Genomic DNA, 16,823 nt, shown 5'->3' with positions numbered 1-16,823 from the left:
TGTATTAGTATTTTATCTGCTTCTGACAAATGCATCATTGTATATACGCAATGGTGCATTTATTATAGAGATTAAGATTATTAGCATGCAAAGTTACATAATTGAATCGATAAGCGCTGTCTATAATCAGTGTATTATAAAGTAAGGTGGTTACCGTCATGGCAATGACAAATCAAGAAAAATTTAAAATACTAGCTGATCAAATTAAAATTGCGAATCAGTTAGACCAAGATATATTAGAACAGGGAGAATTAACACGTATAGATGTCTCCTCTAAAAATAGATCATGGATGCTTCAAATTAAATTACCGCGCTTTTTATCATATGAAGATTACTTACTTTTTACTAACGCCGTGACTGAAGAATTTAAATCTATTGCGCATGTAGAATGGCAATTTGAAATTGAAGATACATCAAATCAAGATGAACATGCATTAAAATATTTCAATTATTGTATTGACCAAACTAACTTATCACCAAAAGTAAAAGGCCAGCTAAAACAAAAGAAACTTATTATGTCTGGTGAAGTAATTAAGGTTGTCTGTCAAAATGATGTTGAAGGCAATCATTTTGATAAAGTGTGTAACGGTAGCTTAGTTAAAGCATTTAAACAATGTGGCTTTAATATTAATAAAGTGATTTTTGAAACAAATAATGATAATTCAGATGAAGATTTAGCATCATTAGAAGCACATATTCAAGAAGAAGATGAAAAGAGTGCGCGTGAAGCTACTGAAAAATTAGAAAAAATGAAAGCTGAAAAAGTAAAACAACAAGATAATAACGAAAGTGCCGTAAGTAAATGTCAGATTGGTAAACCAATCCAAGTTGAAAGCGTGCGACCAATCGAAAATATTATTGAAGAAGAATTTAAAGTAGCAGTCGAAGGTGTCATTTTTGATATTAACCTTAAAGAATTAAAAAGTGGTAGACATATCGTAGAATTAAAAGTAACTGACTATACTGATTCTCTTGTGTTAAAAATGTTCACTCGTAAAAATAAAGATGATTTAGCGCATTTCAAAGCATTAAGTGTAGGTAAATGGGTACGTGCCCAAGGTCGTATAGAGGAAGATACGTTCGTCAGAGATTTAGTAATGATGATGTCGGACATCGAAGAAATAAAGAAAGTTTCAAAACAAGATAAAGCCGACGAAAAAAGAGTTGAATTTCATTTACACACTTCTATGAGTCAAATGGATGGTATTCCTAATATTAGTGCTTATGTTGAACAAGCAGCCAAATGGGGACATAAAGCCATTGCTGTAACTGACCATAATGTCGTACAAGCATTCCCAGATGCGCATGCTGCGGCTGAGAAAAATGATATTAAAATGATTTATGGCATGGAAGGTATGCTAGTAGACGATGGTGTACCGATAGCTTATAAACCTACGGACAGAAACTTAAAAGATGCTACGTATGTCGTTTTTGACGTTGAGACTACCGGTTTATCTAACCAGTATGACAAAATCATTGAATTAGCCGCCGTGAAAGTTAAAGAAGGGGAAATTATAGATAAATTTGAACGTTTTAGTAACCCTCATGAACGACTATCTGAAACGATTAAAAATTTAACGCATATTTCTGATGATATGTTAGTAGATGCCCCTGAAATTAACGATGTGTTAACAGAGTTTAAAGAATGGGTAGGCGATGCAATTTTCGTTGCACATAATGCTTCATTCGATATGGGCTTTATTGATACAGGTTATGAGCGTGCTGGCTTTGGACCATCGACTAACGGTGTTATCGATACACTAGAACTCTCTAGAACAATTAACACTGAATATGGTAAGCACGGTTTAAACTTCTTAGCTAAAAAATATGGCGTTGAACTTACACAACATCACAGAGCTATTTATGATACCGAAGCAACGGCATATATGTTTATTAAAATGTTAAAACAACTTGAAGAATTAAATGTAAGTAATCATCAAGACATCAATAAATCTTTAACAAATGAAGATGCATATAAACGTGCTAGACCGAATCATGTGACCCTTATTGTTCAAAACCAAGAAGGTTTAAAAAACTTATTCAAAATTGTGAGTGCGTCACTAGTAAAATATTATTATCGTACACCTAGAATCCCACGATCATTATTAGACGAACATCGTGAAGGTTTATTAGTAGGTACTGCTTGTGACGAAGGTGAATTATTCACTGCAGTCATGCAAAAAGATCAAACACAAGTAGAAAAAATTGCTAAATACTATGACTTTATTGAAATGCAACCACCAGCACTGTATCAAGATTTAATTGATAGAGAATTAATTAGAGATAATGAAACGCTTCATGAAATATATGATCGTTTAATGAAAGCTGGAGAAGCTGCAGATATTCCTGTAATTGCAACAGGTAATGCACATTATTTATTTGAACATGACGCTATTGCGCGTAAGATTTTAATTGCATCTCAACCCGGAAATCCTTTGAATCGTTCAACATTGCCGGAAGCTCATTTTAGAACAACGGATGAAATGCTAGATGAATTCCATTTCTTGGGTGAAGATTTAGCAAAAGAAATTGTCATAACAAATACAAATAAATTAGCAGACCAAATTGAACGTGTCGTTCCTATTAAAGATGAGTTATATACACCACGAATGGAAGGCGCAAACGATGAAATTCGCGAATTGAGTTATTCTAACGCTAAAGCATTATATGGTGAAGATTTACCTCAAATCGTTATTGATAGATTAGAAAAAGAACTCGAAAGTATTATAGGTAATGGTTTCTCAGTAATTTATTTAATTTCTCAACGACTTGTTAAGAAATCATTAGATGATGGTTATCTAGTAGGGTCACGTGGTTCCGTAGGTTCTAGTTTCGTAGCAACGATGACAGAAATTACAGAGGTTAATCCATTGCCACCACATTATATTTGTCCAAAATGTAAAACGAGTGAATTCTTTGATGATGGTTCTGTAGGGTCAGGGTTTGATTTACCAGATAAAAATTGCGACACGTGTGGCAGTGAACTTATCAAAGAAGGACAAGACATACCTTTCGAAACGTTCTTAGGTTTCAAAGGGGATAAAGTACCCGATATTGACTTAAACTTCAGTGGTGAATATCAACCAGAAGCACATAATTACACTAAAGAATTGTTCGGTGACGATAAGGTATTCCGTGCAGGTACGATTGGTACCGTAGCCGAGAAAACTGCATTTGGTTTCGTTAAAGGCTTTTTAAATGATCAAGGAATTCATAAACGTGGTGCTGAGGTAGATAGACTTGTTAAAGGCTGTACGGGCGTTAAACGTACAACTGGTCAGCACCCAGGCGGTATTATCGTTGTGCCAGATTACATGGATATTTATGATTTCACGCCTGTGCAATTCCCAGCAGATGACCAATCGGCGTCTTGGATGACAACACACTTTGACTTCCATTCTATCCATGATAATGTGTTAAAACTTGATATACTAGGACACGATGATCCAACCATGATTCGTATGTTGCAAGATTTATCAGGTATTGATCCAAAAACCATACCAGTTGATGATAAAGATACAATGGGCATCTTTAGTTCGCCACAATCGTTAGGCGTTACAGAAGATGAAATTTTATGTAAAACAGGAACTTTCGGCGTGCCAGAGTTCGGTACTGGTTTCGTAAGACAAATGTTAGAAGACACGAAGCCGACAACATTTTCAGAATTAGTTAGAATTTCAGGACTATCACATGGTACTGATGTGTGGTTAGGAAATGCGCAAGACTTAATTCGTTCAGGTACTTGTGACTTATCAAGTGTAATCTGTTGTCGTGACGATATAATGGTGTATTTAATGTATAACGGTTTAGAACCATCACTTGCCTTTAAAACGATGGAATTTGTGCGTAAAGGTAAAGGTTTAACTGATGATATGGTAGAAGCTATGGTCGAAAACGAAGTACCCGATTGGTATTTAGATTCATGTAGAAAAATTAAATACATGTTCCCTAAAGCCCATGCTGCTGCCTATGTATTAATGGCAGTAAGAATTGCTTACTTTAAAGTGCATCATCCTTTATATTACTATGCGAGTTATTTTACAGTAAGAGCATCAGACTTTGATTTAATTTCAATGATTAAAGATAAAGAGAGCATACGTAATACTGTCAAAGACATGTATTCTAAATATATGGATTTAGGTAAAAAAGAAAAAGATACTTTGACTGTGCTAGAAATTATGAATGAAATGGCACACAGAGGCTATCGTATGCAACCAGTAAGTTTAGAAAAGAGTAAGTCGTTTGAATTTGTTATTGAAGGTGACACATTAATACCTCCGTTTATAGCAGTACCTGGTCTTGGTGAAAATGTTGCAAAACGTATTGTCGATGCTAGGGAAGAAGGACCATTTTTATCTAAAGAAGATTTAAACAAAAAAGCTGGTTTATCACAAAAAGTTATTGATTATTTAGATGAATTAGGCTCATTACCAGACTTACCAGATAAAGCACAATTATCTATATTTGATATGTAGCAGTGAGCTTACAAGCATACAAACAATGTATTTATACGTATATTATATTGTTGCAAAACGTTAATAAATGATGCCGTTTGTGCGCATCATGAACATATGGTATAATATTATTGTTAAAAGATTAAACTCAAGCAGGAAGAGTGGGCATATTACCCGCTCTTTTCTATTTGTCAAAAAAGGAGGCCAGCATGAGTAAAATAGACCAAGAAGTTGAAGCGCTAATTAAACCCGTTTTGGATGACTTGAATTTTGAATTAGTAGATGTCGAATTTACTAAAGAAGGTAAAGATCATTTTTTACGTATTTCTATCGATAAAGAGGGTGGCGTTGACTTAAATGACTGTACATTAGCATCCGAGAAAATAAGTGAAGTAATGGACAAAAACGATCCTATAGAACAAATGTATTATTTAGATGTTGCTTCACCTGGTGCTGAAAGACCGATAAAAAAAGAACAAGATTTCCAAAATGCAATTACAAAACCTATCTTTGTCTCTCTCTATGCGCCAATCGAGGGTGATAAGGAATGGTTAGGCACATTACAATCGGTTAATGAAGATACTATTGTCATGGAAGTTAAAGAAAAAGCTAAAACTAAAACAATTGAAATACCAAGAAATAAAATAGCTAAAGCACGTCATTCTGTAATGCTTTAAGTTGATTAGGAGGGTTAATAGTGTCAAGTAATGAACTATTATTAGCTACTGAATATTTAGAAAAAGAAAAGAAAATACCAAGAGAAGTATTAATTGATGCTATCGAAGCAGCGTTGATTACTGCTTACAAGAAAAACTACGATAGTGCGCGCAACGTACGTGTAGAATTAAATATGGATGAAGGCATCTTCAAAGTTATAGCAAGAAAAAATGTTGTAGAAGAAGTGTTCGATGACAGAGATGAAATCGATTTAAGTACAGCATTAGTTAAAAATCCAGCATATGAAATAGGTGACATTTACGAAGAAGATGTGACACCAAGTGACTTTGGACGTGTAGGCGCACAAGCTGCAAAACAAGCGGTTATGCAACGTCTAAGAGATGCTGAAAGAGAAATTTTATACGATGAGTTTATCGATAAAGAAGAAGATATAGTAACAGGATTAATTGACAGAGTTGACCATCGTTATGTTTATGTAAACTTAGGACGCACTGAAGCAGTATTATCTGAAGCAGAAAGAAGTCCAAATGAAAAATACATTCCAAACGAACGTATTAAAGTATTTGTAAACAAAGTAGAGCAAACTACTAAAGGACCTCAAATTTACGTTTCAAGAAGTCATCCAGGCCTATTAAAACGTTTATTCGAACAAGAAGTTCCAGAAATCTTTGATGGTACAGTAATTGTTAAATCAGTTGCACGTGAAGCGGGCGATCGTTCTAAAATTAGTGTACACTCTGATAATCCAGACATCGATGCAGTCGGCGCATGCGTTGGTTCAAAAGGTGCTCGTGTTGAAGCTGTCGTAGATGAACTTGGTGGCGAAAAAATTGATATCGTGCAATGGGATGAAGATCCAAAAGTATTTGTACGTAACGCATTGAGCCCATCTCAAGTGCTTGAAGTTATTGTTGACGAAGAAAATCAATCTACTATAGTAGTAGTACCTGATTATCAATTATCATTAGCTATTGGTAAACGTGGACAAAACGCTCGTTTAGCTGCCAAACTAACGGGTTGGAAAATTGATATCAAATCAGAAAGTGATGCACGTGAAGCTGGCGTATATCCTAGTAATTCATTAGACGAAGTAGTTACAGAATCTAATGAACTTGATGAAGAAAATGAAGACAATAATCTTGATGCTTAATAAATAATTGGAGTGATTACTTTATGAAAAAGAAAAAAATTCCAATGCGAAAATGTATCCTTTCTAATGAAATGCATCCTAAGAAAGACATGATTAGGGTCGTCATTAATAAAGAAGGGGAAATATTTGCAGATGCGACAGGTAAAAAACAAGGTCGTGGTGCTTATGTTTCTAAAGATGTAAATGAAGTTGAAAAAGCGCAACAAAAAGGCGTGCTTGAAAAATACTTTAAATCAGATGCTGAAACTTTAGATCCAGTTTATAAAGAAATAATACGTCTGATTTATCGTGAAGAGATACCTAAATGATGAAAGAGAAAATCGTAAATTTTTTGGGATTAGCTATGCGAGCGGGAAAAGTTAAGACAGGTGAATCAGTCATTATCAACGAAATAAAAAAACATAAAATCCAACTCGTCATTATAGCTGAGGACGCTTCAGAGAACACGAAAAAAGTAATAAAGAACAAATGTGAAAGTTACCATATATCATTTCGTATATTTGGAACTAGATCAGAACTAGGACAAGCTTTAGGTAAAGCAGAACGTGTTAACGTAGGAATTACTGACCAAGGTTTTGCAAAAAAGTTATTGTCAATGATAGAAGAATATCGTAAGGAGTGACTATATGAGTAAAAAAAGAATTTACGAATATGCCAAAGAATTAAATTTAAAAAGTAAAGATGTTATAGATGAACTTAAGAAAATGAACGTTGAGGTTTCTAACCATATGCAAGCGTTAGAAGACAACCAAATTGTTGCTTTAGACAAAATTTATAAAAAAGACAACAATCAAAAAGATAATGGCCAAGCTCAACAATCTAAAGAACAAGGTCAAAAACAAGACAATAAAAAACAACAAAGTTCTCAAAAACCTGCTCAAGGCAACAAAAAAGACGCTAAAAATAATAAGAAACAAAATAACAAAAAGCAAAATAATAAAAACAACAAGAAACACAACAAACAAAATAATAAAGAGCAACAAGCAACAAAAGAAACACCTTCTAAAATTACGTATCAAGACGGTATAACTGTAGGTGAACTTGCTGACAAATTAAATGTTGAATCTTCTGATGTTATTAAAAAACTTTTCTTATTAGGAATCATGGCGAATATTAACCAATCATTAGATGATGAAACTTTAGAAGTTATCGTAGATGAATATGGCGTAGAACTTGAAAAAGAAGAAGTTGTAGATGAAGAAGATTTAGCTATTTACTTCGAAGATGCAACTGACGATGAAGATGCAATTGAAAGACCTGCCGTTGTTACAATTATGGGACACGTTGACCATGGTAAAACGACATTATTAGACTCTATTCGCCACACTAAAGTAACAGCTGGTGAAGCAGGTGGTATTACGCAACATATTGGTGCTTATCAAATAGAAAATGAAGGAAAAACTATTACTTTCTTAGATACACCAGGACATGCTGCTTTTACTACTATGCGTGCACGTGGTGCTCAAGTTACAGACATAACAATTTTAGTAGTTGCAGCTGATGATGGTGTAATGCCACAAACTATTGAAGCAATCAATCATGCTAAAGAAGCTAATGTTCCTACAATCGTTGCTGTTAATAAAATTGATAAACCAACATCAAACCCTGACCGTGTTATGCAAGAATTAACAGAATACGGTTTAATTCCTGAAGATTGGGGCGGCGATACAATTTTCGTACCACTTTCAGCACTAAGTGGTGATGGTATCGATAATTTATTAGAAATGATTGTACTTGTATCAGAAGTACAAGAATTAAAAGCTAATCCAAATAACCGTGCAGTTGGTACAGTTATTGAAGCTGAATTAGATAAATCGCGTGGCCCATCAGCATCTTTATTAGTACAAAATGGTACGTTAAATGTTGGAGATTCACTTGTAGTAGGTAATACGTATGGTCGTATCCGTGCTATGGTAAATGATCTTGGACAAAGAATTAAAACTGCGGGCCCTTCTACTCCTGTTGAAATTACAGGTATTAACGATGTGCCTCAAGCAGGTGACCGTTTTGTTGTATTCTCTGATGAAAAACAAGCTAGAAGAATTGGTGAAGCACGTCACGAAGAAAATATTTTACAACAACGTCAAGAAAGTAAAAACGTTTCATTAGACAACTTATTTGAACAAATGAAGCAAGGCGAAATGAAAGACTTAAATGTTATTATTAAAGGTGACGTTCAAGGTTCAGTTGAAGCATTAGCCGCATCACTTATGAAAATAGACGTTGAAGGCGTTAATGTTAGAATTATTCACACTGCTGTAGGTGCAATTAATGAATCAGACGTTACTTTGGCTAATGCATCTAATGGTATTATTATCGGCTTTAACGTTAGACCGGATAGTGGAGCTAAACGTGCTGCCGAAGCTGAAAATGTAGATATGCGTTTACACCGTGTAATATACAACGTAATTGAAGAAATTGAATCAGCGATGAAAGGTCTACTTGATCCAGAATTTGAAGAACAAGTTATTGGTCAAGCAGAAGTTCGTCAAACATTCAAAGTTTCTAAAGTTGGTACTATCGCAGGTAGTTATGTAACTGATGGTAAAATTACGCGTAATGCTGGCGTACGTGTAATTAGAGATGGTGTAGTACAATTCGAAGGTGAATTAGATACTTTAAAACGTTACAAAGATGACGTTAAAGAAGTAGCTCAAGGATATGAATGTGGTATTACAGTTGAGAAATTTAATGATCTTAAAGAAGGCGACATCATCGAAGCATACGAAATGGTTGAAGTTGAAAGATAAATAATATAATACTTCTATAATTATACTTAAAAAAGTTACACTTCTAAAATATAATAGGAGTGTAACTTTTTTGTTGTAATTACAACAATTTATATTTAATGACATCAGGTGTCTAGGTGTGTTTATATAATTAACACGTAAACAAACGTTGGAGGAGTATTTATGACTAATAAGTATTTAACAAATATAGAACAGTTTTGGAGTAAATACTTAGCGCAATATAATTACGAGTATAGTGAAAATTCATTAAATGCAATTGCTGAAAATAACGATGAAACTGCATTTTTACATCTAGAGGACCTTGCTCATTGTCGTGAACGATTCGGTGAAAATTTTACGGAATTACCTAAATTTAAAAAATTGTTAAATTTTGCAAATGGCTTAATGACAGTTGATAAAAATAGAAAGAAAATAATGGTTGAAAATTGTACAATTAATCCTATGATTCCTCAACCATATTTTGGCAATCCAGAAACTGCAGATATTATTATTTTAAATAAACAACCAGAAAATGATTTTAGAACTGATAATCCGAATATCGATGGACAAAGAAAGATTCACTTGCGTAATAGAATATTACAAGACTTTAGAGGCGATTTGAAATTTAACGGTAAAAAAGGATTTTTACCTTATGAAGATGAACATATCTGGTTTATGAAATACTTTTATGGAGATTCCTCGATTTTAAAGCAATTTAATATCGATCCTAATCGATTAATGATTTTTAATTATTTTTCGTATCAAACGACTTACCAAGCAGGCGTGCCTAAAGATTTTTTATACACTTTAGCTGTTTTACCGTCTCAACAACAAAATGCGGATTTATTTAAAATGATGTTCCATGATAATAAAAAACGTATTTATATTGTAAGAGAAGAAGAACTCTGGGGCTCGTATTTTAGTAAAGCTTTTACAGAAGAAGAAAAACAAGAGCTGTTAGATAATACTTTTGTCTATGCTTCAAAACAGAATAAATATTTTACTGTGGGTAATATTTTAAGTTATAGAGAGCAACGTGAAAAGTTAAAGCAAAAAAGAAAATTATCAAAATGTGAATACTATAAATGGAATCAACAACTAAAAGAAGAAAGATTAAATGGGAAGTCAGATTTTTATAAAAGAATGGAAGCATTAAAAAATAAATAGTAACCATGTAAAATGCAATTATAGAAGAGGTGGAGCTGAAACGATGATCAGTTCTGCCTCTTATTATTATAAATAATGATCAATAATGGTTTTTAATTGATTTATCAATTCATTTCTATAGGAATCTGGAGCTATTAATTTAATATGTTTATAATATTTTTTAATTAGTGCAAAACACTCAACTTTAGACATTAATATTTGAGCAATTATTTTATCGTCTTTTTCATAGGATGAGATAACATTATATTCTGTAGAAACATATTGCCAAAAACTTACACTAATTGATAGCGTAATCATATTTTTAATCGTCATATCCGCAAATGTATAGTTGATAGAAGTTTCATTAAGTTGAGCTATATCTTCAAATTTAATTGCATCTATTAAATTATCTTTGACATAGGTCATCCAAAATTCATCATCAATGACATGAATATTAATTGGACTCACATATAGGTTAGTCCCTGATTGTGTTGTAATTGTCATATTGTATTTGGCATCTATACAACGTGCAACTTGAATAAATGAACTATAATTATAATCCTTTTCTTTGATATGGAATTTTCTCAATAAATTATGTACCAATATTTTATGGTTCGTACTGGAAAATGAATATTGTTCTATAAATTTATAAATATCTTCATGTACAACAGGCAAAGTTCCTTTAATTTGATACAACAAAGTAATTAACATTTGTTGTCGGATTTTCATTGGAAATGTTTGTAAACTGTGTGTTTCTAAAATATTGTCATAAACAATTTTAGCATTAAGTCCTCGCCATTCTTCATCTTCATATAAGAAATTGTTAATATCACTAAAGTCCCTTTGAACAGATCGTAAGTTAATGTTTAATGCTTGTGCTAAAGTGGACTTCTTTAAATGTTTACCATTTAATAAACGCGTATATATGTACAAAAGCCTTTCAGGTTTATTCAAATAATACCTCCTAATTACAGCATAAATGAAATTTTTACACTCTAATTATTTATATTACCATATTTATATTGCCCGTAGTATTAATTAAGTATAATTAATTTGAAACTCAAAAGAATTAAGTAAAAGACGAATTGGGAAGATAAAAAAATATACAGTTAAGTAGATAAAATGTACAGTTAGGCATAATTTATATGAAACAACTAATTGTATTTGTAACATTATTACAATTTTTAACAGTTAGGCATTTTAATAGTGCGTAACTGTAAGGTTAATTTGTAAAAGTTATTTAAAAAAATTTCAATAAATAGCGCTAGACATGTATTTTAAAATTAATAAAGATTGTGATGAAAGGTTTGACGATAATAATCGAACTATCATATAATTTGTAAGTAAGTTAGCTCATAAACAATCGTGAGGTGAAAATGATGAACATGAGAGCAGAACGCGTAGGCGAACAAATGAAACAGGAAATCATGGATATTGTAAATAATAAAGTAAAAGATCCAAGAATTGGATTTTTAACAATAACAGATGTTGAACTTACAAACGATCTTTCAATTGCTAAAGTTTATTTAACTGTTTTAGGTGAACAAAAACAAATTGATGATACGTTTAAAGGATTAGAGAAAGCTAAAGGTTTTATTAAAACTGAATTAGCTTCACGTATGAGATTACGTATCGTACCAGAATTAAACTTTGAGTACGATGAATCAATCGATTATGGTAATAAGATTGAACGTATGATTCAAGACTTGCATAAAAAGGATTAAAGAGAAGCTGGAGCGTAAATCATTGATGGTTTAAGTTCCAGCTTTTTATCGCTTAGACAATATGAGAAAAGGATGTTTTCAAATATGTATAATGGCATCTTACCAGTATATAAAGATAGAGGCATGACGAGTCACGACGTCGTGTTTAAATTAAGAAAAATATTAGGAACTAAAAAAATAGGACATACTGGCACATTAGACCCGGAAGTTGATGGCGTATTACCTATTTGTATTGGGCCAGCAACTAAAGTTAGTGACTACATAATGGATATGGGGAAAACCTACCATGCTACAGTATCTTTAGGTTCAAGCACGACCACAGAAGATCAAACGGGTGATATTTTAGAGTCGAAACAGGTAGACAATAATACATTAAATAGTGCTGAAATAGATGAAGTAATAGCAACTTTTCAAGGTACAATCACACAAATACCACCGATGTATTCTTCTGTAAAAGTAAAAGGTAAAAAGCTATATGAATATGCAAGAAACAACGAAACAGTTGAACGACCAGTAAGACAAGTTAATATTTACCAAATTGAAAGAAATAGTGATTTGGTTTATGAAAATGGTCATTGTCAATTCGATTTAATTGTTAAATGTGGTAAAGGCACTTACATAAGAACGTTAGCGACAGACATTGGTAAAGCGCTAGACTTGCCGGCACATATGTCTAAATTAACGCGTACAAGTAGTGGTGGATTTAATATCGATGAAAGTTTATCTTTAGAAGAAATCTCACAATTACATGAGCAAGAAGCATTACAGGAAAAATTATTTGCTATAGAATATGGATTGAAAGGTTTGCCTTCTATCAAAATTGATGAAGACGACATGAAGAACAAAATATTAAACGGACAAAAGTTCGCTATTAATGATTTTAATGAACCAATTTCTGGTAAAATAGTAATGTTAGATGCACGTACGGAAAAAGTATTAGCGATATATGAACCTCATTCAACTAAAACTGATGAAATTAAGCCTAAGCGGGTTTTTAACTAAAGGAGTATTTGTATGAAAGTTATAGAAGTTACACATCCAATTCAAGAAGATCAATTCATTAAAGAGCCTGTAGCTATGGCTTTTGGATTTTTTGACGGCATGCATAAAGGGCATGCTAAAGTATTTGATACTTTAATTCAAAAAGCTGAAGAAAGTAATTTAAAAAAAGCGGTTATGACATTTGACCCACATCCTTCAGTTGTCTTAAACCCTGAACGTAAAAGAACAGACTATTTAACGCCTATCGAAGATAAATTGGATATAATCGAGCAATATGGCATTGATTACTGTATTGTAATCAATTTTTCTTCGAAATTTGCCGATGTTAGTTCAGAAGACTTTGTGAAAGACTACATATTAAAAAATAATGTGGTGAAAATAATAGCTGGTTTTGACTTTACTTTTGGTAAATTTGGTAAAGGTAATATGATGACACTAAGCGAATTAGATGAATGTGAAACGACTATAGTGAGTAAATTAGAAATTGAATCAGAAAAAATTTCAACGACAGAAATTAGACGTGCTTTAAAAGAGGGCGATTTAACTAAAGCAAATGAAGAATTAGGTTATCGCTACCAAATTAAAGGTACAGTTGTACAAGGAGAAAAAAGAGGTAGAACAATCGGTTTTCCAACTGCCAATGTGCAACCAAGTGGCGATTATGTGCTGCCTAAAAAAGGCGTTTATGCTGTTAGTATGAAGATTGGTGCTGAAGAAAAAATTTACAGAGGCGTTGCTAATGTAGGCGTTAAACCTACATTCCACGATCCTTCACAAGCGCAGGTCGTAATTGAAGTGAATTTATTTGATTTTAAAGAAGATATCTACGGTGAGCGCGTAGTTGTTTATTGGCATCACTTTTTACGCCCAGAAGTTAAATTTGATGGTATCGATCCGTTAGTTGAACAAATGCATAAAGATAAAGAACAGGCTAAATATTTATTATCGGTTGATTTTGGCGATGATGTATCATATAATATCTAAGTCGAATGTATAAAATTTACATTTTAACACCTTTACCTTGGCAAGTTGAGTCTCCGACGCTTTGCTCGGATAAAGGATACTTTTTAATTAAATAGGAGGAAATTGATTATGGCAATTTCACAAGAACGCAAAAACGAACTTATTAAAGAATATCGTACGCATGAAGCAGACACTGGTTCACCAGAAGTTCAAGTAGCTGTATTAACTGCAGAAATCACTGCATTAAACACTCACTTACGTACACACAAAAAAGACCACCATTCACGTCGTGGTTTATTAAAAATGGTAGGTCGTCGTAGACACTTACTTAACTATTTACGTGGTAAAGATATCCAACGTTACCGTGAATTAATTAAATCATTAGGTATCCGTCGTTAATCTTTAGACGTTTATATTCAGGCCGGGACACAACTTTGTCTCGGCCTGAAATGTTTTATCGGTAATTTTCGTCTATATTGTGTGTATTCAACATAAATCACTTTCAATATTAGTCATTTTTACTATGGTGTGGGACGACGAAATCTAGTATAGATTGGATTTCTATCCTGCTCTTTTTTTATAACTCAAAAATTAGTATATTATAGTAGTTGTTCGATAAGAAATAGGTTGATAATACTTAAATATACTAATATAAAATTACTTAAATAAATGATATGATAGGATTATTAGATATAGGAGAGGAGATTTATAATGTCTCAAGAGAAAAAAGTTTTTAAAACTGAATGGGCAAACCGTTCATTAACAATCGAGACAGGACAATTAGCTAAGCAAGCTAATGGTGCTGCGCTTGTACGTTATGGAGACACGGTAGTACTTTCTACTGCTGTTGCTTCAAAAGAACCACGTGATGTGGATTTCTTCCCTTTAATGGTTAACTTTGAAGAAAAAATGTACGCAGCAGGTAAAATCCCAGGTGGTTTTAAAAAACGTGAAGGCCGTCCTAGCGATGATGCTACTTTAACAGCACGACTTATTGATAGACCAATTCGTCCATTGTTCCCAAAAGGTTATAAACATGATGTTCAAATTATGAATACTGTGCTTAGTGCCGATCCAGATTGTTCACCTGAAATGGCAGCTATGATTGGTTCATCAGTTGCATTAAGTGTTTCTGATATACCGTTCCAAGGACCAATTGCAGGTGTTAACGTTGGACTTGTAGACGGACAATTTGTAATTAATCCAACAGTAGAACAACGAGAAGTTTCTAGATTAGATTTAGAAGTTGCTGGTCATCGTGATGCTGTAAATATGGTAGAAGCTGGCGCAAGTGAAATTACTGAACAAGAAATGCTAGAAGCAATCTTTTTCGGACACGAGGAAATCCAACGTCTAGTCGACTTCCAACAACAAATTATTGATCATTTGCAACCTGAAAAACAAGAATTCACACCGATAGAACAAGATGAACAATTAGTAGACAAAGTAACGCGTTTAACGGAAGAACAAGGTTTGAAAAAAGCTGTGTTAACTTTTGATAAACAACAACGTGACGATAATTTAGATGCCTTAAAAGATGCCGTAATTGAACAATTTGTCGATGAAGAAGATCCTGACAATGAAACTTTACTTAAAGAAATTAAAGGTATATTAAATGACTTAGTTAAAGGTGAAGTAAGAAGATTAATCGCTGAAGAAAAAATCAGACCAGATGGTCGTAAAACTGATGAAATCAGACCGTTAGATTCTGAAGTTGGTTTATTACCTAGAACGCATGGTTCAGGTTTATTCACACGTGGACAAACACAAGCGTTATCTGTAGTCACGTTAGGTTCACTAAGCGAATATCAAATTATTGATGGTTTAGGTGCTGAAGAAGAAAAACGCTTTATGCATCACTATAATTTCCCTAACTTCTCTGTTGGTGAAACAGGACCGGTACGTTCTCCAGGACGAAGAGAAATCGGACATGGTGCGTTAGGTGAACGTGCGTTACAACAAATTATTCCTGATATTAAAGATTTCCCTTACACAGTTAGAATCGTAAGTGAAGTCCTTGAATCAAATGGTTCATCATCACAAGCATCAATCTGTGGTTCTACATTAGCATTGATGGACGCTGGTGTACCTATTAAAGCGCCAGTAGCTGGTATCGCTATGGGCTTAGTAACTAGAGATGATAGTTATACAATTTTAACTGATATTCAAGGTATGGAAGATGCTTTAGGAGATATGGACTTTAAAGTTGCCGGTACTTCAGAAGGCATTACAGCTATTCAAATGGACATCAAAATCGATGGTCTAACTAAAGAAATTATCCAAGAAGCATTAGAACAAGCACGTGAAGGTAGAATGGCTATCTTAAATCATATGCTTGAAACAATTGATGTACCTAGAAGCGACCTAAGTGCTTATGCACCTAAAGTTGTTACAATGAACATTAAACCAGACAAGATTAGAGACGTTATTGGACCTGGCGGTAAAAAAATCAATGAAATCATCGATGAAACTGGCGTGAAATTAGATATCGAACAAGATGGTACGATATTTATTGGTGCAATAGATCAAGATGCAATTAACAAAGCTAAATCAATTATTGAAGACATTACGCGTGAAGCGGAAGTCGGTCAAACTTATGATGCTAAAGTAAAACGTATCGAAAAATACGGTGCATTTGTTGAATTGTTCCCCGGTAAAGATGCATTAGTTCACATTTCACAAATTGCTAACGAACGTATTAACAAAGTAGAAGACGTACTTGCAATTGGTGATACACTTAAAGTTAAAGTAACTGAAATCGACAAACAAGGTCGTGTGAATGCATCTCACAAAGTGTTAGAAAGTAAATAATTAAATATCATTAATTTATGAAACTAGTTTAAACAATCATTTCACACTATAGTTTTAAGGGAGTGTGTAAATGACTAAACTAGTTTCATTTTATTTATTAAGTTAAATTACATACAAAAATTGAATGATATGGAAATTACTTTAATAGTGTACATAGAGCCTAAGA

The 16,823-nt window shown here is 33.2% G+C and carries 13 protein-coding genes; 12 read left to right on the top strand and 1 reads right to left on the bottom strand.

From position 1 onward, the window contains the following. The first annotated feature begins 158 nt into the window (after positions 1-158). The 7 genes from C7J89_RS09485 (at position 159) to C7J89_RS09455 (ending at position 10,178) form a co-directional block, all read left to right on the top strand. Positions 159-4,475 (top strand): PolC-type DNA polymerase III, encoded by a 4,317-nt coding sequence (locus C7J89_RS09485; RefSeq protein ID WP_103296069.1) that lies wholly within the window; start codon positions 159-161, stop codon positions 4,473-4,475. A gap of 188 nt (positions 4,476-4,663) precedes the next feature. Beyond that, positions 4,664-5,131, top strand: a complete 468-nt coding sequence (gene rimP, locus C7J89_RS09480) for a ribosome maturation factor RimP (RefSeq protein WP_048794058.1) — start codon at positions 4,664-4,666, stop codon at positions 5,129-5,131. 20 nt (positions 5,132-5,151) lie between these two features. Next, the gene (gene nusA / locus C7J89_RS09475; protein ID WP_103296070.1) at positions 5,152-6,282 is read left to right on the top strand and encodes a transcription termination factor NusA; all 1,131 of its coding nucleotides are present in this window, start codon (positions 5,152-5,154) and stop codon (positions 6,280-6,282) included. Between the two features lie 23 nt (positions 6,283-6,305). Further along, a complete protein-coding gene (rnpM, locus tag C7J89_RS09470) occupies positions 6,306-6,590 on the top strand; it encodes an RNase P modulator RnpM (protein ID WP_048794056.1) in 285 nt (94 codons plus the stop codon). Then, entirely contained in the window at positions 6,587-6,904 is a 318-nt protein-coding gene (locus C7J89_RS09465) for a L7Ae/L30e/S12e/Gadd45 family ribosomal protein (RefSeq protein ID WP_061854825.1), read from the top strand. The genes rnpM and C7J89_RS09465 overlap by 4 nt, the downstream gene beginning before the upstream one ends. Positions 6,905-6,908: 4 nt before the next feature. Beyond that, positions 6,909-9,032 carry a translation initiation factor IF-2 gene (gene infB / locus C7J89_RS09460; RefSeq protein ID WP_061854824.1) on the top strand — a complete coding sequence of 708 codons (2,124 nt, stop codon included), beginning with the start codon at positions 6,909-6,911 and terminating at the stop codon, positions 9,030-9,032. A gap of 162 nt (positions 9,033-9,194) precedes the next feature. Next, positions 9,195-10,178: a hypothetical protein gene (locus tag C7J89_RS09455; RefSeq protein WP_103296071.1), complete on the top strand. Its 984-nt coding sequence runs from the start codon at positions 9,195-9,197 to the stop codon at positions 10,176-10,178. Between the two features lie 66 nt (positions 10,179-10,244). Here C7J89_RS09455 and C7J89_RS09450 read toward each other — a convergent pair whose 3' ends face one another. Beyond that, positions 10,245-11,111, bottom strand: a complete 867-nt coding sequence (locus C7J89_RS09450) for a hypothetical protein (RefSeq protein ID WP_061854822.1) — start codon at positions 11,109-11,111, stop codon at positions 10,245-10,247. A 422-nt stretch (positions 11,112-11,533) separates the two neighbouring features. Here C7J89_RS09450 and rbfA point away from each other — a divergent pair, with 422 nt between their 5' ends. The 5 genes from rbfA (at position 11,534) to pnp (ending at position 16,657) form a co-directional block, all read left to right on the top strand. Continuing rightward, positions 11,534-11,881: a 30S ribosome-binding factor RbfA gene (gene rbfA / locus C7J89_RS09445; protein WP_048794052.1), complete on the top strand. Its 348-nt coding sequence runs from the start codon at positions 11,534-11,536 to the stop codon at positions 11,879-11,881. Positions 11,882-11,965: 84 nt separating this feature from the next. After that, a complete protein-coding gene (gene truB, locus C7J89_RS09440; RefSeq protein ID WP_103296157.1) occupies positions 11,966-12,883 on the top strand; it encodes a tRNA pseudouridine(55) synthase TruB in 918 nt (305 codons plus the stop codon). Between the two features lie 12 nt (positions 12,884-12,895). Next, on the top strand, positions 12,896-13,867 hold the full coding sequence (locus C7J89_RS09435) for a bifunctional riboflavin kinase/FAD synthetase (protein ID WP_103296156.1): 972 nt from the start codon (positions 12,896-12,898) through the stop codon (positions 13,865-13,867). 108 nt (positions 13,868-13,975) lie between these two features. Continuing rightward, the gene (gene rpsO / locus C7J89_RS09430; RefSeq protein WP_061854819.1) at positions 13,976-14,245 is read left to right on the top strand and encodes a 30S ribosomal protein S15; all 270 of its coding nucleotides are present in this window, start codon (positions 13,976-13,978) and stop codon (positions 14,243-14,245) included. A 312-nt stretch (positions 14,246-14,557) separates the two neighbouring features. Then, positions 14,558-16,657, top strand: coding sequence for a polyribonucleotide nucleotidyltransferase (gene pnp / locus C7J89_RS09425; protein WP_103296155.1), 2,100 nt, complete (start codon positions 14,558-14,560; stop codon positions 16,655-16,657). Positions 16,658-16,823 lie beyond the last annotated feature (166 nt).

This window comes from Staphylococcus kloosii (assembly GCF_003019255.1).
Classification (GTDB): domain Bacteria; phylum Bacillota; class Bacilli; order Staphylococcales; family Staphylococcaceae; genus Staphylococcus; species Staphylococcus kloosii.
Note: the sequence above shows the minus strand (reverse complement) of the source record. Positions and strands in the feature narration are given on the sequence as shown.